Raw genomic sequence first — 17,111 nt, 5'->3', positions numbered from 1 at the left:
TCCGCCTCCTCCCGAATCTCGATCGCGCGAATACAATCATCTCGCCGCTCACCCGTCCACGCGGCATCGGCGACGTTTCGGGCGCGCTGTCCGGGCGTGACTCTCGCGCGCCGCCACGACCTATGGCGGAAGGTCCGCTTTCCAAGGCGAGGGCAGGGACCTTCAGGCCTCCGGCGCCTCGACGATCGGGTCGTAGCGGGCGGCGTCGAAGCCCAGAAGATTCCAGCTCTGGGCCATGTGCGGCGGCAGCGGCGCGCTGACATCGACCGGCTGGCCGGTGCGCGGATGCGGGATCACGATCCGGCGCGCGAGCAGATGCAGGCGGTTCTGGAGGCCGCCGGGCAGCTCCCAATTCTCGACCTCGAAATATTTCGGGTCGCCGACGATCGGGTGGCCGATATGGGCGGCATGCGCGCGGAGCTGGTGGGTGCGGCCGGTGACGGGCTTCAGCGAGAGCCATGCCAGCTTCTGCGCCGCCTGATCGACGGTGGCGTAGTAGGTCAGCGCGTGGCTCGCGCCCTCGTCACCGTGCTTGGCCACCCGCATGCGCGCGTCGGCGTCCGTCGGCTCGTCCTTGGCGAGGTAGGTCGAGACCCGGCCCTGCCGGGTGCGCGGCACGCCCGCCACCAGCGCCCAGTAGATCTTTCGGGCCGCCCGCGAGCGAAAACTCTTGGCGAGCGTCGCGGCGGCGAGCCGGGTCTTGGCGACGATGAGACAGCCGGCCGTGTCCTTGTCGAGGCGGTGGACGAGGCGCGGGCGCTGCCCGTCCGGCCCGGTCAGCGCCTCCAGCAGGCCGTCGACGTGGCGCACGGTGCCGGAGCCGCCCTGCACGGCCAGCCCGAACGGCTTGTTGAGGATCATCATCTCCGCGTCCTCGTAGAGGATCAGCGAACGCAGGAACTCGGCGTCGTTCGCGGCCTTGCCCGGGCTGCGCGGGCGGTCGGGCTGCGGATCGAGCTTGAGCGGCGGCACCCGCACGGAGGAACCGGGCTCCAGCCGGTCGGCGGCCTTGGCGCGCTTGCCGTCGACCCGCAATTCGCCCTTGCGCACGAGACTCTGGACGCGGGTGAAGGGAAGCTGGGGAAACCGCACGCTCAGGAAGCGGTCGATGCGCATCCCGGCCTCGTCGGGGGCGACGGTGAGCGTTTGCACGCCGCTCGCCAGCGTCGCCGAGGCGGCGGCCCGCTGCTCGCGCCGGGTCGGGCCGGCGGGCGGGGCCGGGTTCTTATCAGGGGAGGGCGCCTTAGGGGAGGGTCCCTTGGGCGACGGCCCCTTGGCTGCAGACGGCTTGGCTGCAAACGGCTTGGGAGCCGAGCGGCGCGGCGGGGGCGCTTCCGCCTCGGCCGGCGCCGGTTTGCGGGTGCGCGGCGGGCGGGGCGGCGGCGCGGCCTCCGCCTCGCCCCAGGGCGCGCGCTCGCCCGCGTCCTCGCCGCGGTTGCGGGCGGCGCGCTTGGCCGCCTCCAGGGCGGAGGTGCGCGGACCGGTGCCCGGCCGCGAGGCGAAGCCGGGCTTGCCCGGGGGGCGCTTGCCGCCCGAGCCGCGATGTGGAGGACGTCCCTTCATGGTCCGCTGCTATCATCCTGGGATGACGGCGCAAAGCGGGGCGGACGCAAGCTGAGGATGCCGCAGGCGCTCTCCTCGCCCTTGTGGGGAGGGGACACGCTCGGCACCTACCGATGCGCCAAAGCGGAGACCGGTGAGACACGGCTGTTTCCATCACAAGGAATCAGCCGGCGAGGCGGGCCGCCTCCAGGGTGAGCCCGAGCCCGACCGAGCCGAAGGTGTCGCCGTCCACCACCCGCGCGCCCGGCACGCCCGCCGTCAGCGCCGCGCGGACGTGGGGCAGGCCGGTCGAGCCGCCGGTGAGGAACAGGGCGTCGATGCGCTCGGCCGAGAGGCCGGCCTGATCGAGGCAGCGGCCGATGCGCTGGGCCATGCGGCGGGCGAGGTCGTCGGTGTGGGAGGTGAGCCGCGGGCGATCGACCGTGGCCGAGAGGTCGGGCTCGACCCAGCCGAGATCGACCGTGCCCCGGCCCTCGTCGGAGGTCGCGATCTTGGCGCCCTCCACCGCCATGGCGAGCGCGTGCCCGCGCTCGGCCTCGACCACCCGGCGCAGCCGCGTGACGAGTTCGGGGCGGGCTGCGTCGCGCACCACCTCGTCGATCTCCCGCAGGGTCTTCGGGTTGTAGAGCCGGTTGATGCTCGACCACGTGGCGAGATCATGGAAATAGGCGTTCGGCACGGCGAGATCGCCCCGCTTCATCGGGCTGCCGAGCCCGAGGAGCGGCATCACCGCGCCGAGGCTGAGCGTGCGGTCGAAATCGGTGCCGCCGATGCGCACGCCGTCATTGGCCAGGATGTCGTCGGCGCGATCCTCCCGGCGGTGCCGCTCGGGCGAGAGGCGGACGATGGAGAAATCCGACGTGCCGCCGCCGATATCGGCGATCAGGGCGATCTCCTCGCCCGTCACGGTGCGCTCGTAATCGAGGGCGGCGGCGATGGGCTCGTACTGGAAGCGGACGTGGCGGAAGCCGATGCTCTCGGCGATCCGGCGCAGCGTGTCCTCGGCCTTGCGGTCGGCGGCCGGGTCGTCGTCGACGAAGTGGACCGGGCGGCCATGCACCACCGCGTCGAGGCTCATGCCCGTCTCGGCTTCGGCGCGGGCCTTCACCGCGGCGAGGTAGCGGGCGATGACGTCGCGAAAACGGATGCGCTCGCGCCCGACCGGGGTCGATTCCTCGACGAGCGACGAGCCGAGCACGGATTTGAGCGCCCGCATCAGCCGGCCGGGCGTGCCCTCGACATACGATTCGATCGCGGCGCGGCCGATCTGGGTTTCGCGGCCGGGGGCGAAGAAGATTGCGCTCGGCAGGGTGCGGTGCGCGCCCTCCAGCGGCACCAGGGACGGAACGCCGTCGCGGCCGATTCCGAGTGTGGTGTTGGACGTGCCGAAATCGAGGCCGCAGGCCGCCATGGAACGGGATCGCTTCTCGTCTGCCGGGAGGGCGGCCCCGTTAAGGCGCCCCGACGCCGCGTGCAATCCAAAAGTCGGGCCGGGCGCGGATCATGTCATTTCCGGACGATCGGATCGGTTTGGTCTCGGGGGGCTACCCGTGGAAGAGGGTGTGGTTCCGCCTCGTGTCCGGATCGGCGTCGAGGTCGCGGCATCGCGCTTCGATGCGGGGCTGGATCCGCGGCCGTCGTATCGAAGTGCTCGTCGACGAGGCGCCGGAGCTCCTCATCCTGAGCTTGTCGAGGGATATGCGGGCTGGAGTTCGGGCGTGTCGGGCGGCAGGCAGACGAGCTGTGGCCGTCGGGCGCGCGCCGCCCCGGTTCGGTGTGCCGCCCGACCCATCGAGCAACGGCCTGGAGACACCGTTGCCGATGTATCATTGGCACCCGCCGATGGCCGGACGCGGATCGAAGCGCCGCCTCGTCCAGCGGCTTTCGCGCCTCACGCCGCGGCGAGCAGCTTCTCGACCTCGTTGACGAGTTCGCGCAAGTGGAAGGGCTTCGAGAGGACCTTCGCGTCCTTCGGAGCCTTCGAATCGGGGTTCAGCGCCACGGCGGCGAAACCGGTGATGAACATCACCTTGATGTCGGGATCGAGCTCGGTGGCGCGGCGCGCCAGCTCGATGCCGTCCATCTCGGGCATCACGATATCGGTGAGCAGGAGCTCGAACGGCTCCTCGCGCAGGCGGTTATAGGCGGACAGACCGTTGTCGAACGACAGCACGTCGTAGCCGGCGTTCTGCAACGCCTTGGCCAGGAACCGACGCATGTCGTTGTCGTCTTCCGCGAGCAGGATCTTCATCGCACGACGTCCCGATGCCTCTACGCCCTGGGGTGTTCATTCCATAAAGCGGCGGCATGGTAAACACGGGGTTAAGAACGCGCGGCGTCCGATCGCGCTCGGCGCGCCCGCTCGCGACGGCGTGAGCCCCAGTGGACAGGCCGCCGCCGCCGCCGCAAAGTGATGTCGATGGTCCTCCCGAACCGCAGATCGGCGCCCGCCACGCGATGAGCTTCCCCCCCGCCGACGGCAACGAGACGTTCGATCCGCCCTTCGACGTGGACGAGCCCGCCACGCACGCCGTTCCGTTCGTGTTCAACGCACCGCATTCGGGCGCGCATTACCCGCCGGCCTTCCTCGCCGCCTCCCGGCTCGACGCGCTGACGCTGCGCCGCTCGGAGGACGCCCATGTCGACCGGCTGTTCGCCGCCGTGGTCGGGCTCGGCGCACCTCTGATGCGGGCGAATTTTCCCCGCGCCTATCTCGACCTGAACCGCGAGCCCTACGAGCTCGACCCGCGCATGTTCACCGGGCGCCTGCCGGCTTATGCCAACACCCGCTCCATGCGGGTCGCGGGCGGCCTCGGCACCGTGCCGCGCATCGTCGCCGACGGACAGGAGATCTACCGCGAGCGGCTCCCCGTCGAGGAGGCGGTGACGCGGATCGAGACCCTCTACAAGCCCTATCACCGGACCCTGCGCGGCCTGGTCCAGCGCACGGCGCGGACCTTCGGCAAGGCGATCCTGATCGATTGCCACTCGATGCCCTCCTCCAGCCTCGGGCGCGACGAGGCCGCCCAGGCCGATTTCGTGCTCGGCGACCGCTTCGGGACGAGCTGCGCGCCGACGCTGACCGAAAGCGTCGAGGTGCGCCTGCGGGCGCTGGGCTACCGGGTGGTGCGCAACAAGCCCTATGCCGGCGGCTTCATCACCGAGCATTACGGCGAGCCGGGGCTCGGGCGGCACGCGCTGCAGATCGAGATCAACCGGGCGCTCTACATGAACGAGCAGTCGCTGGCGCTCACCGCGGGCTTCGCCCCGCTCAGCCGGCATCTCGCCCAGGTGTTCGCAGAAGTCGCGGCCGAGACGGTCGATACGACGCCCCTTCGCATCGCGGCCGAGTAGCCGGTTTCCTCTTGGCGGCGAGCCGGGCTGAGGCAAATCCCGAAAGAAAAGAAAAAAGGCCGTCCCGAGGGACGGCCCGAAGTCTAGGGAGGAAACGCCCAAGAAGGGCTGCGGGACCGCGACGCCATCGCGATCTCGCAACGCACAATTCGCATCGCGCTGCACAAAGCGCAAGTCTCGTGAGAACGATTCCACCTGCGCCATATGCATGGCCGGCCCGCATTCCGGCAGGGAACCTTCCAAAAACGGGGGCCCGCATGGGATACGGTATCCCAGGCGGGCCCCTAAACGTCTGATCCGTATCGGATTCTCTCAAGAGCCGGGATCGCTCGCCCCGGCCGTCGGCCTCAGCCGAGCAGCGCGCGGATTTCCGCCTTCAGCGCTTCGGCGAGTTCCGGCCGCTCCAGGCCGTAGGCGAGGTTGGCGGTGAGGAAGCCGATCTTCGAGCCGGTGTCGTAGGTGCGCCCGTCGAAGCGCATCCCGTAGAACTTCTGCTGCTCGGAGAGGCGGATCATCGCGTCGGTGAGTTGGATCTCGCCGCCCGCGCCCTTGTCGCCGCGCTCCAGAATGGAAAAAATCTCGGGCTGGAGGATGTAGCGGCCGGAGATGATGAAGTTCGAGGGCGCGGTGCCCTGCTTCGGCTTCTCGACCATGCCGGTGATCTCGAAGGTCTGGCCGAAGGTCTCGCCCACGGCGACGATGCCGTACTGGTGGGTCTCCTCGGGCTTCACCTCCTCGACGGCGATGACGTTGCCGCCGTGCTGCTCGTAGGCCTTGAGCATCTGGCCCATGCAGCCGCGGCTCAGCATGTCCGGCAGGAGCACCGCGAACGGCTCGTCGCCGACGATCTCGCGGGCGCACCACACCGCGTGGCCGAGGCCGAGCGGGGCCTGCTGGCGGGTGAAGCTGGTCTGGCCGGCCTTGGGCAGGTCCCGCTTCAGTTCCTCGTAGGCGGCGGTCTTGCCGCGCTCCTGCAGGGTGTGGTCGAGTTCGAACGCGATGTCGAAATGATCCTCGATCACGGCCTTGCCGCGGCCGGTGACGAAGATGAAATGCTCGATGCCGGCCTCGCGGGCCTCGTCCACCACGTGCTGGACCACCGGGCGGTCGACGACCGTCAGCATCTCCTTGGGCACCGCCTTGGTGGCCGGCAGGAAGCGCGTGCCGAGGCCGGCGACGGGGAGGACGGCCTTGCGAATCGGTTTCATGTGGCGGGACCCGTTGATGGCGTGTTTCGGGACGACCCTGGTCGATCATGCTGAGATAGCACGCTCGCGCCCGGCAACAGCCCCGCTTCGCCCGGCAGACGGCGCTTTTCGCGATTAATCGGGCCTGAAACTTTCGCCGTTATGCTGGCGCCGAACCGATCGAGGGGGAAATCCATGGCCGTTCTGGTCACCGGGGGCGCGGGCTATATCGGCAGCCACATGGTGCTGGCGCTGGTCGATGCGGGGCACGAGGAGGTGGTCGTGCTCGACGACCTCTCCACCGGCTTCGACTGGGCGCTGCCGCCCGAGGTGCGCCTCGTCGTCGGCGACGTCTCGGATCAGGCGCTCGTCACCGAGACGATCCTGCGCCATCGGATCGATGCCATCGCCCATTTCGCCGCCAAGATCGTGGTGCCAGATTCGGTCACCGACCCGCTCGGCTACTACCTCGCCAACACGGTCAAGACCCGCGCGCTGATCGAGACCGCGGCGCGCACGGGCGTGAAGCACTTCATCTTCTCGTCCACCGCGGCCGTCTACGGCGAGCCCGAGACCGTGCCGGTGCCGGAGACTCTGGCCACCAACCCGATCAACCCCTACGGCCGCTCCAAGCTGATGAGCGAGTGGATGCTGGCCGATGCGGCGGCGGCGCACGGCTTCACGTACGTGGTGCTGCGCTACTTCAACGTGGCCGGCGCCGACCCGCGCGGGCGCACCGGGCAATCGACGCCGAACGCCACCCACCTGATCAAGGTCGCGACGCAGGCGGCGCTGGGCCAGCGCACGCATCTGGAGGTGTTCGGCACCGATTACCCGACCCGCGACGGCTCGTGCCTGCGCGACTACATCCAGGTCTCCGACCTCGCCGAGGCCCATATGGTGGCGCTGAACCACCTGCGCTCCGGCGGCGACAGCCTGACGCTCAATTGCGGCTACGGCCGCGGCTACTCGGTTCTGGAGGTGATCGAGGTGGTCAAGCGCATCTCCGGCCGCGACTTCGAGGTGCGGCTCTCGCCCCGACGCCCCGGCGATCCGGCCCAGATCGTGGCGGGCGCCGACCGCATCCGGTCCGAGCTGGACTGGACCCCGAAGCACGACGACCTCGACGCCATCGTGGCCCAGGCGCTGGCCTGGGAGGATTCCTTGGCCAAGCGGAATCGGCGGTGAGGCGGCGCCTCGCGGCCCTGCTCGCGGCGGTCCTCGTCGCCTCCGGTCCGGCGCGGGCGCAGGAGGGCGACTTCTCCGCCTTCGTCGCCTCGCTGCGGCCCGAGGCCAAGGCCCGCGGCGTCTCGCAAAAGACCTTCGACGCGGCGTTCGCCGGGGTGAGCGGGCCCGATCCGGACGTGATCGCCCGCACCCGCCGCCAGAGCGAGTTCAGCCGCCCAGTCTGGGACTATCTCGTCGGCGCGGTCTCGGGCGCCCGGATCGCCAAGGGCAAGGCGCAAGCCGCCCGGTTGTCGGCCACGCTCGCGACGATCGAGGCGAAGACCGGCGTGCCGCGCGCCGTGGTGCTCGCCTTCTGGGGGATCGAGTCGGATTTCGGGGCGAGCGCGGGCAGCCTGCCGGTGGTGCGGTCGCTGGCGAGCCTCGCCTCGGTCGGGCATCGCGGCCGCCTGTTTCGCGACGAACTCCTGGCCGCCCTCCAGATCCTCGAGAACGGGGACGTGGAGCCGACGCGTATGGTCGGCTCCTGGGCCGGCGCCATGGGGCAGGTGCAGTTCCTGCCCTCGATCTACCTGAGGGAGGCGGTCGATTTCGACGGCGACGGGCGACGCGACATCTGGCGCTCGGAGGCCGACGCGCTCGCCTCCATCGCCCATTACCTGCGCTCGCTCGGCTGGGATCCGGCCCTCTCCTGGGGCTACGAGGTCACCCTGCCGAAAGACTTCGACCTGACGCGCTACCGCGGCCCGATTCCCGACTTCGCCGCCCGCGGTGTCCGCCGCACCGACGGCAAGCCGCTGCCGAAGGCGGGCGAGGCGAGCCTGTTCCTGCCCGGAGGCCTGGGCGCCCCGGTCTTCCTCATCACCCCGAACTTCGAGGCGATCCGCGGCTACAACACCAGCGATTCCTACGCGCTCGCCGTGGGCCACCTCGCCGACCGGCTCGCCGGCGCCCCGGCGCTCGCCGCCCCCTGGCCGAACGGGGCCGCCCGCCTCGACGGGCCGGGCCTGAAGCGGCTCCAGGCGGGGCTTGCCCGCGAGGGGTTCTACGAGGGCGATCAGGACGGGCGGGCCGGGCCAAAGCTGCGCGAGGCGATCCGCCGCTACCAGATCCGCGAGGGCCTGCCCGCGGACGGCTACGCCCGCCCGGCTCTGTTGGAGCGGCTGGAGGGGCGGCCGTGAGCCCGATTGTCCCAAGGCTTCGACGCGGGCGCCCTCCCGCGCTATCCTGACCCCTTCAGATCGGGCCGGCCGCGCGCCCGACCCGCGCATCATCGCCCCGAGGTTCCCGGATGGATCACCGCCCGAAAGATCGCCCCGCGCTGCCCTGCGCCGCCGCGATCCTCGGCTTGCTCACGCTCACGGCCTGCCTCACGGCCCCCTCGCCGGCCGCGGCGCAGTGGGGGGACACCTACGACGCGCCGCCGCAGGATCCCTACTACGCCCCGCGGCGCCCCCGCGGCGGCTACCGCGACGACGGTTACGCCCGGCCCCAACCCCGCCGCTATGCGCCGCAGCCGCAGCAGGAATCGCGCTCGTTCTTCTGGCCCTGGGAGGACCAGCCGCGCGGCCAGCCGGCCCAGCAGCCGCCGAGCCAGGGGGCGGCACAGGGCGCGCCGGGCACTGCGCGGCCCACCCGCCCCCGCGCCCCGACGGCGACGAACCGCCCCGAAGACGAGCGCGCCGCCCGCCGCCGCCGGCCGAGCCCGTCGCCGAGCATCGCCCAGCCGCCCGGCCCCGCGGTGCCGAAGGCGACGCCGACCACGCAGATCGCGGTGTTCGGCGATTCGCTGGCGAGCTATCTCGGCAAAGGCGTCGACGAGGCGTTTTCCGACAACGCCGACGTGGCGGTGATCGACCGCTCCAAGGGCGACAGCGGCCTTGTGCGCAAGGACGTGGTCGATTGGGCCAAGAGCGCCGAGGACTTCCTCAAGGCCAATCCCAATCTCTCCTACGCCCTGATGATGGTCGGCGCGAACGATCGGCAGGCGATCCGCGACGGCGATCAGAGCAGCGAGGCCCTGTCCGACCGCTGGCGCGAACTCTACGCCGCCCGCGTCGATGCGGTGCTCAAGGTCTTCGCCGACGCCAAGGTGCCGCTGATCTGGGTCGGCCTGCCGCCGGTGCGCAGCGACAGCCTCACCCGCGACTATGCCAGCATCAACGACCTCGTGCGGGAGCGGGTGCAGAAGGCCGGCCAGACCTATGTCGAGATCTGGCAGGGCTTCGTCGACGACCGCAACCGCTTCGCCGCCAACGGCCCCGACGTGGAGGGCCAGCAGGCGCGGCTGCGCACCGCCGACGGCATTCACTTCACCAGCGCGGGCGCCCGCAAGGTCGCCCACTTCGCCGACGTGGAGCTGAAGCGCCTGATGGGCGCCCGCGGCGGCCTGCCCGCCGAGCAACCCGCCGCCCCGGTCGCCACCACGGCTCCCCCCGAGGGCGCGCCGGCCTCGGGGGCATCGAACCTCGACGATACGGCGGCGATCGACCGCAAGATCACCGCGATGCTGCCGAGCCTGCCCGAGCCCCCCGGCATCCCGACGCTTCCCGTGAAGCCCGCGGCCGGCCCGGTGGTGCCGCTGGGCCGGGCCGAGACCGCGCCGGGCGGCACGCTGATGACCGGCCGCCCCTCCGAGGGCGACGCCACCGGCACCCGCGAGCGCAGCCTGCAACGCGGCGCCGCACCGCTGCCCCAGCCGGGCCGGGCGGACGATTTCCGGTGGCCGCCGGGGTGATTTTTGGGGACTTTCGCGTCGCGCCGTCATCGTGAGACGGAGCCGGGCTGACCACGCACCTCATGCTTGGACGGTATAGAGAAAAGGCCGCCGCTTCGCAGCGACGGCCCCGATCATCTCCAAAAATCGCGCTCAGCGCGGCAGGACCGTTGCACCCATCAGCGCCTCGTCGATCGAGCGGGCGGCCTGGCGGCCCTCGCGGATTGCCCAGACCACCAGCGACTGGCCGCGGCGCATGTCGCCCGCGACGTAGATCTTGTCCTTCGAGGTCTGGTAGCTCTCGTCGTCGGCGACCACGTTGCCGCGCTTGTCCAGGGCCACGCCGGATTCCTCGACGAGGCCCTTGCGCATCGAGCCGGCGAAGCCGATCGCCATGAAGACGAGGTCGGCGGGCAGCACGAACTCGGAGCCCTCGACCGGCTGGCGCTTCTCGTCCACGCGGGCGCAGACCACGCCGGTGAGCTGGCCCTTGCGGTTGCCCTGGAGCTTGAGGGTGGCGGCCTGGAACTCGCGCTCGGCGCCCTCCGCCTGGCTCGACGAGGTGCGCATCTTGGTCGGCCAGTAGGGCCACACGGTCAGCTTGTCCTCGCGCTCGGGCGGGCGCGGGCGGATGTCGAGCTGCGTCACCGAGAGCGCGCCCTGGCGGAAGGCTGTGCCGACGCAGTCCGACGCGGTGTCGCCGCCGCCGATGACGACGACGTTCTTGCCCGCGGCCAGGATCGGCAGCTCGCCGTTGCCCGGCATCGGCTCCGCCCCGACCCGGCGGTTCGACTGGACGAGGTAGGGCATGGCGTAGTGCACGCCGTCGAGCTCCTGGCCCGGCAGCTGCGGGTTGCGCGGGTCCTCGGCGCCGCCGCAGAACAGCACGGCGTCGAACTTGCCGGTCAGCTCCTCAAGCGGCACGTTGACGCCGATATTCGCCTTGTAGTGGAAGACGACACCCTCGGCCTCCATCTGCTTCACGCGCCGGTCGATGTGGCGCTTCTCCATCTTGAAGTCCGGGATGCCGTAGCGGAGCAGGCCGCCGGCCTTGGGCTCGCGCTCGTAGACGTGCACGTCGTGGCCGACGCGGGCGAGCTGCTGCGCCGCCGCCATGCCGGCGGGGCCGGAGCCGATCACTGCCACGCGCTTGCCCGTGCGGGTCTCGGACGGCTCGGGCTTGACCCACCCGTTGTTCCAGGCGCGATCGGCGATGGCCTGCTCGATCGTCTTGATCGCGACCGGCTGGTTCTCGAGGTTGAGCGTGCAGGCTTCCTCGCACGGCGCCGGGCAGATGCGGCCGGTGAACTCCGGAAAATTGTTGGTGGAGTGGAGGTTGCGCGCGGCCTCCTGCCAGTCCGACTGGAACACGAGGTCGTTCCAGTCCGGGATCTGGTTGTGGACCGGGCAGCCGGTCGGCCCGTGGCAGAACGGGATGCCGCAATCCATGCAGCGCGCCGCCTGCTTCGACAGGTCGTGCTCGTCGAGCGGCAGCGTGAATTCGCGGAAGTGCCGCACGCGGTCGGCCGCGAGCTGATACTTCTGCTCCTGCCGGTCGAATTCGAGGAAGCCCGTGACCTTGCCCATCGATCAGTCCAATCGCGCCGCTTTGCCTGTGGCGAGGAACACCCGGTTCGCTCGGATGAGACGGTCGATCATGGCCGAAGCCAGTTCTCGATCGTTAATCCGGTGATCCGTTCGAACTCCCTCGTGTTGTCCGTTACCAGAACGCTGCCATCGGCGAGCGCCTGGGCCCCGATGAGCAGGTCGTTTCCACCGATCGGCGTCCCGGCCCACTCCAGTGCGAGACGCAATCCCGCGTAAGTCCGGTCGGCGGGCTCGTTCCATCCGGCGATCCGGATCGATCCGAGCACGGCTTCGACCTGCCGCGACAGCCGATCAGACCCCTTCCGTGCCGCGCCGTAGCGAAGTTCCGCCGCGACGATGACACTCGTATAAACCTGCGCCTCGCCGACCTGTCGAATCCGCTCCGCGACCGGTCCCCGCGGCGCGCGCACCAGCGCCGAGAGGATGTTGGTGTCGAGCAGATACGGCATTCAAAGCAAGACGTCGCCCGGCGCCGCGTCGTCGATCTCCGGCCAATCCTCGTCGAGGTCGTCGAGACCGGCCAGGACGGACAGGAGCGAAGACCGGGCCACCGGCTCGACGACGAGCCGCCCGTCCTTCGCCGTCAGGATCGCCTCGTCCCCGCCCAGCATGAAGCCGGGCGGGATGTCGAGCCTTTGCCCGTCCGGCGTCCGGACGAGGCGGACGCGCGCCGTCTGCTCGCCCATCGCGCCCCTACTCCGCCGCCGCCGGCATCCGCGCCATCTCCATCTCGCGCAGGGCCCGGCGGTACTCGACCGGCATCACCTTGACGAACTTGGTGCGGAAGCCCGCCCAGTCGTCGAGGATCTGCTTGGCCTTCGGCGAGCCGGTGTACTTGAGGTGGTTGGTGAGGAGCTGGCTGAGCCGCTCCTCGTCGTGGCCCGACATGTCGGCGAGGATGTCGACCCGGCCCTTGGTCTCCAGGTCACCGTCCTGGTGGAAGCGGCGCATGATGTCGTCCTCCTCCTCCACCGGTTCGAGATCGACCATCGACAGGTTGCAGCGGTCGCGGAACGAGCCGTCCTCGTCGAGGACGTAGGCGAGGCCGCCGGACATGCCCGCCGCGAAGTTGCGGCCGGTCACGCCGATCGACACGACGACGCCGCCGGTCATGTACTCGCAGCCGTGGTCGCCCATGCCCTCGACCACCGCGATGGCGCCCGAGTTGCGCACGGCGAAGCGCTCGCCCGCGGCTCCGCGGATGTAGCACTCGCCTGCGATGGCGCCGTAGAGCACAGTGTTGCCGGCCATGATCGTGCGGGCGGGAGGCGCCTTCAGCGCGTCGCTCGGACGGATGATCAGCTTGCCGCCGGACAGGCCCTTGCCGACATAGTCGTTGCCGTGGCCGGTCAGGTCGAAGGTGACACCCGCGGCAAGCCACGCGCCGAAGCTCTGGCCGGCGGTGCCGGAGAGCTTCACCACGATGGTGTCGTCGGGCAGACCATCGTGGCCGTGTGCCTTGGCGACCGCGCCCGAGAGCATGGCGCCCGCCGCGCGGTCCGAGTTGCGGATCACGTCGGTCAGCGTCACCGCCTCGCCGCCGGCGAGCGCGGCCTCGGCGCCCGCGATCAGGCGGCGGTCCAGCACCGTGTCGATCGGATGGTGCTGCTTCTCGACATGGCGGATCGCCACCTCGGGACCGACATCCGGCCGGTGGAACAGCTTGGAGAAGTCGAGGCCGCGGGCCTTCCAGTGCTCGATCGCCTCGCGCTTGTCGAGGAGATCGGAGCGGCCGATCAGGTCTTCGAGCCGGGCAAAGCCCATCGCCGCCATCAGCTCCCGCAGCTCCTCGGCCACGAAGAAGAAGTAGTTGACGACGTGCTCCGGCGTTCCCTTGAAGCGCTTGCGCAGCACCGGGTCCTGGGTGGCGACACCCACGGGGCAGGTGTTGAGATGGCACTTGCGCATCATGATGCAGCCGGCCGCGATCAGGGGCGCGGTCGAGAAGCCGATCTGGTCGGCGCCCAGCAGCACGGCGATCATCACGTCCTTGCCGGTGCGGATGCCGCCGTCGGCTTGGAGCGCAACGCGACCGCGCAGACCGTTGAGTACCAGGGTCTGCTGAGTCTCGGCGAGACCCGTCTCCCAGGGGCCGCCCGCGTGCTTGATCGAGGTCAGCGGGGCCGCGCCCGTGCCGCCGTCGAAGCCGGAGATCGTGATGTGGTCGGCGCGCGCCTTGGCGACGCCTGCCGCAACCGTGCCGACGCCCACCTCGGAGACCAGTTTTACGGATATGTCGGCGGCGGGATTGACGTTCTTGAGATCGAAAATGAGCTGCGCGAGGTCTTCGATCGAGTAGATGTCGTGGTGCGGGGGCGGCGAGATCAGGCCGACGCCCGGCGTGGCGTAGCGGACCTTGGCGATCTTGGCGTCGACCTTGTGGCCGGGGAGCTGGCCGCCCTCGCCGGGCTTGGCTCCCTGGGCCACCTTGATCTGAATCATGTCGCCGTTGACGAGGTACTCGGTCGTCACGCCGAAGCGGCCCGAGGCCACCTGCTTGATCGCCGAGCGGCGCGAGCGCCCGTCCGGCCCGGTGACGAAGCGGCGCGGCTCCTCGCCGCCCTCGCCCGAGTTCGAGCGACCGCCGAACGAGTTCATGGCGATGGCCAGCGTCTCGTGCGCCTCCTTCGAGATCGAGCCGTAGGACATCGCGCCGGTGGCAAACCGCTTGACGATCTCGACGGCCGGCTCGACCGCCGAGATGTCGATCGGCTCGCGGCCGAGGTCGGCGGCGGTCTTGATGCGGAACAGGCCGCGCAGGGTCTTGAGGTGGTTTTCCTGCTCGTTCACGAGCCGGGCGTATTCGCGGTAGCGCTCGGGCGCGCCGAGGCGCACCGCGTGCTGGAGCGTGGCCACGGTGTCGGGCGTCCAGGTGTGGGTCTCGCCGCGCAGGCGATAGGCGTACTCGCCGCCGACATCGAGGGCGGTGCGGTAGATCGGGGCGTCGCCGAAGGCGTCGCGGTGGCGCTCCGCCGTCTCGCGGGCGATCTCGGCCATGCCGATGCCGCCGATGGTGGTGGCGGTGCCGAAGAAGTCGCGGGCGACGAAGTCCGCGTTGAGGCCGATCGCGTCGAAGATCTGCGCGCCGCAATAGGACTGGTAGGTCGAGATGCCCATCTTGGACATGACCTTGAGCAGACCCTTATCGATCGACTTGATGTAGCGGTAGACGATCTCGTCGTCGGTGAGGTCCGGCGGGAACTCGCCCTTCATCGCGATCAGCGTCTCGAAGGCGAGGTAGGGGTTGATCGCCTCGGCGCCGTAGCCGGCCAGACAGGCGAAGTGATGCACCTCGCGCGGCTCGCCCGACTCGACCACGAGGCCGACCGAGGTGCGGAGCCCCTTGCGGATCAGGTAGTTGTGGACCGCCGCGGTCGCCAGCAGCGCCGGGATCGGGATGCGGTCCGGCCCGACCGCGCGGTCGGACAGGATGATGATGTTGTAGCCGCCGCGCACGGCGACCTCGGCGCGGTCGCACAGGCGGTCGAGCGCGCCCTCCATCGCGTTCGCGCCGGCCTCCGCCGCGTAGGTGATGTCGAGGGTGCGGGTGTCGAAGCGGTCCTCGAAATGCGAGATCGACCGGATCTTTTCGAGGTCGCCGTTCGTCAGGATCGGCTGGCGCACTTCGAGCCGCTTGCGACGGGAGGCGCCCTCCATGTCGAGCAGGTTGGGCCGCGGGCCGATGAACGAGACGAGGCTCATCACGGCCTCCTCGCGGATCGGGTCGATCGGCGGGTTGGTGACCTGCGCGAAGTTCTGCTTGAAGTAGGTGTAGAGGAGCTTGGGCTTGTCGGAGAGCGCCGAGAGCGGCGTGTCCGAGCCCATGGAGCCGACCGCCTCCTGGCCGGTCACGGCCATCGGGGCCATGAGCAGCTTGAGGTCTTCCTGGGTGTAGCCGAAGGCCTGCTGGCGATCGAGCAGCGACACGTCGGTGCGCGAGGCCCGCGGCTGGATCGGGTGCAGTTCCTCCAGCACGATCTGGGTGTTCTTCACCCAGTCGGCGTAGGGATGCGCGCCGGCCAGTTCTCCCTTGATCTCCTCGTCGGAGACGATGCGGCCCTTTTCCAGATCGATCAGCAGCATCCGGCCCGGCTGGAGGCGCCAGGACTGGACGATCTTCTCGTCCGGGATCGGCAGCACGCCCATCTCGGAGGCGAGCACGACGAGGCCGTCGTCTGTGACGATGTAGCGGGCGGGGCGCAGGCCGTTGCGGTCGAGCGTCGCGCCGATCTGGCGGCCGTCGGTGAAGGCGACGGCGGCGGGGCCGTCCCACGGCTCCATCAGGGCGGCGTGGTACTCGTAGAAGGCGCGCCGCTCCTCGCTCATGAGCGGATTGCCGGCCCATGCCTCCGGAATGAGCATCATCATCGCGTGCGAGAGCGAGTAGCCGCCCATCACAAGGAATTCGAGGGCGTTGTCGAAGCAGGCGGTGTCGGACTGGCCCTCGTAGGAGATCGGCCAGATCTTCGAAATGTCGTTGCCAAACAGCTCCGAATCGACGCTGGCCTGGCGGGCGGCCATCCAGTTCACGTTGCCGCGCAGCGTGTTGATCTCGCCGTTATGGGCCACCAGCCGATAGGGGTGCGACAGGCGCCAGGTCGGGAAGGTGTTGGTGGCGAAGCGCTGATGCACGAGGGCCAGCGCCGAGACGAAGCGCTCGTCCTTCAGGTCGAGATAGTAGTGGCCGAGCTGGTGCACGAGCACCATGCCCTTGTAGACGATGGTCCGGCTCGACACGGAGACGGGATAGAACGCCATCAGCCGCTTGTCGTCGTGGCCGTAGACCTTCCCCGAGATCGCCTTGCGGGCGATGTAGACGCGCCGCTCGAAGGCGTCCTGATCGGTGACGCTGGCCGGGCAGCCGATGAAGAGCTGGCGGTGATGCGGCTCGGTCTCCTTCACGGCCTTGCCGAGATCGGCGGAATCGACCGGCACGTCGCGCCAGCCGAGCAGGGGCAGGCCCTCGTCGGCCAGCGTCTTCTCGACGATGCCCTCGATGATCGCGCGGGCGTCCTCCGCCTGCGGCATGAAGAACTGGCCGATGGCGTAGCCGCCGGCGGGCGGCAGCTCGAAGCCGAGGCGCGAGCATTCCTCGGCGAAGAAGCCGTGCGGGATCTGGGTGAGGATGCCGCAGCCGTCGCCCATGGTCGGGTCGGCGCCGACCGCGCCGCGGTGGTCGATGTTTTCCAGGATCTTGAGACCCTGCTGGACGATCGCGTGGCTGCGCCGGTCGTGCATGTCGGCGACGAAGCCGACGCCGCAGGCGTCGCGCTCCCGGGCCGGATCGTAGGCGCCCTGCGCGATCGGCAGGGCGGGATCGCGCACGATCAGCGTCGCGGGCCCGGCCCGCGACGGAGCGGGCGCCTCGTGTTCGACCACCGACAGTTCAGACGAAATTCCACTCATCGTCCGCCAATCTCCGACCCTGCCCGCATGCGAGCATGTTTCGTGCCCGAACACCAACGGTGCCCGGGCCGCGCGCGACTTTTGGCCGATCG

At 70.1% G+C, this 17,111-nt stretch carries 12 protein-coding genes; 4 read left to right on the top strand and 8 right to left on the bottom strand.

Annotation, left to right across the window (positions count from 1 at the left end; translation table 11 throughout):
* Positions 1-162: 162 nt before the first annotated feature.
* From HNR00_RS00310 to cpdR, 3 genes are all read right to left on the bottom strand, one after another.
* Positions 163-1,563 carry an RluA family pseudouridine synthase gene (locus HNR00_RS00310; RefSeq protein ID WP_183563067.1) on the bottom strand — a complete coding sequence of 467 codons (1,401 nt, stop codon included), beginning with the start codon at positions 1,561-1,563 and terminating at the stop codon, positions 163-165.
* A gap of 163 nt (positions 1,564-1,726) precedes the next feature.
* Positions 1,727-2,974 carry an Hsp70 family protein gene (locus HNR00_RS00305; RefSeq protein ID WP_183563064.1) on the bottom strand — a complete coding sequence of 416 codons (1,248 nt, stop codon included), beginning with the start codon at positions 2,972-2,974 and terminating at the stop codon, positions 1,727-1,729.
* Positions 2,975-3,454: 480 nt separating this feature from the next.
* Positions 3,455-3,814, bottom strand: coding sequence for a cell cycle two-component system response regulator CpdR (gene cpdR / locus HNR00_RS00300; protein ID WP_056242220.1), 360 nt, complete (start codon positions 3,812-3,814; stop codon positions 3,455-3,457).
* Positions 3,815-4,020: 206 nt separating this feature from the next.
* Between cpdR and HNR00_RS00295 the strand changes: the two genes are divergently transcribed.
* Positions 4,021-4,917, top strand: a complete 897-nt coding sequence (locus HNR00_RS00295) for an N-formylglutamate amidohydrolase (protein WP_183563061.1) — start codon at positions 4,021-4,023, stop codon at positions 4,915-4,917.
* A 347-nt stretch (positions 4,918-5,264) separates the two neighbouring features.
* Here HNR00_RS00295 and galU read toward each other — a convergent pair whose 3' ends face one another.
* The gene (galU, locus tag HNR00_RS00290) at positions 5,265-6,125 is read right to left on the bottom strand and encodes a UTP--glucose-1-phosphate uridylyltransferase GalU (protein ID WP_183563058.1); all 861 of its coding nucleotides are present in this window, start codon (positions 6,123-6,125) and stop codon (positions 5,265-5,267) included.
* Between the two features lie 174 nt (positions 6,126-6,299).
* Here galU and galE point away from each other — a divergent pair, with 174 nt between their 5' ends.
* The 3 genes from galE (at position 6,300) to HNR00_RS00275 (ending at position 10,026) form a co-directional block, all read left to right on the top strand.
* Entirely contained in the window at positions 6,300-7,292 is a 993-nt protein-coding gene (gene galE / locus HNR00_RS00285; protein ID WP_183563055.1) for a UDP-glucose 4-epimerase GalE, read from the top strand.
* Positions 7,289-8,470, top strand: coding sequence for a lytic murein transglycosylase (locus HNR00_RS00280; RefSeq protein ID WP_183563052.1), 1,182 nt, complete (start codon positions 7,289-7,291; stop codon positions 8,468-8,470). Before galE ends, HNR00_RS00280 begins: the two co-directional genes overlap by 4 nt.
* Positions 8,471-8,580: 110 nt before the next feature.
* Positions 8,581-10,026 (top strand): SGNH/GDSL hydrolase family protein, encoded by a 1,446-nt coding sequence (locus HNR00_RS00275; protein ID WP_183563049.1) that lies wholly within the window; start codon positions 8,581-8,583, stop codon positions 10,024-10,026.
* A gap of 132 nt (positions 10,027-10,158) precedes the next feature.
* On the opposite strand, the gene HNR00_RS00270 is transcribed toward HNR00_RS00275, so the two are convergent.
* The 4 genes from HNR00_RS00270 to gltB form a co-directional block, all read right to left on the bottom strand.
* Entirely contained in the window at positions 10,159-11,592 is a 1,434-nt protein-coding gene (locus tag HNR00_RS00270; protein WP_183563046.1) for a glutamate synthase subunit beta, read from the bottom strand.
* A 68-nt stretch (positions 11,593-11,660) separates the two neighbouring features.
* A complete protein-coding gene (locus tag HNR00_RS00265) occupies positions 11,661-12,062 on the bottom strand; it encodes a type II toxin-antitoxin system VapC family toxin (RefSeq protein WP_183563043.1) in 402 nt (133 codons plus the stop codon).
* Positions 12,063-12,299 carry an AbrB/MazE/SpoVT family DNA-binding domain-containing protein gene (locus tag HNR00_RS00260; RefSeq protein ID WP_183563040.1) on the bottom strand — a complete coding sequence of 79 codons (237 nt, stop codon included), beginning with the start codon at positions 12,297-12,299 and terminating at the stop codon, positions 12,063-12,065. It abuts the gene before it with no gap.
* A gap of 7 nt (positions 12,300-12,306) precedes the next feature.
* Positions 12,307-17,019, bottom strand: a complete 4,713-nt coding sequence (gene gltB / locus HNR00_RS00255) for a glutamate synthase large subunit (protein ID WP_183563038.1) — start codon at positions 17,017-17,019, stop codon at positions 12,307-12,309.
* Positions 17,020-17,111 lie beyond the last annotated feature (92 nt).

Source organism: Methylorubrum rhodinum, from assembly GCF_014199935.1.
Classification (GTDB): Bacteria; Pseudomonadota; Alphaproteobacteria; order Rhizobiales; family Beijerinckiaceae; genus Methylobacterium; species Methylobacterium rhodinum.
This window is presented reverse-complemented; position numbering and strand designations above follow the sequence as displayed.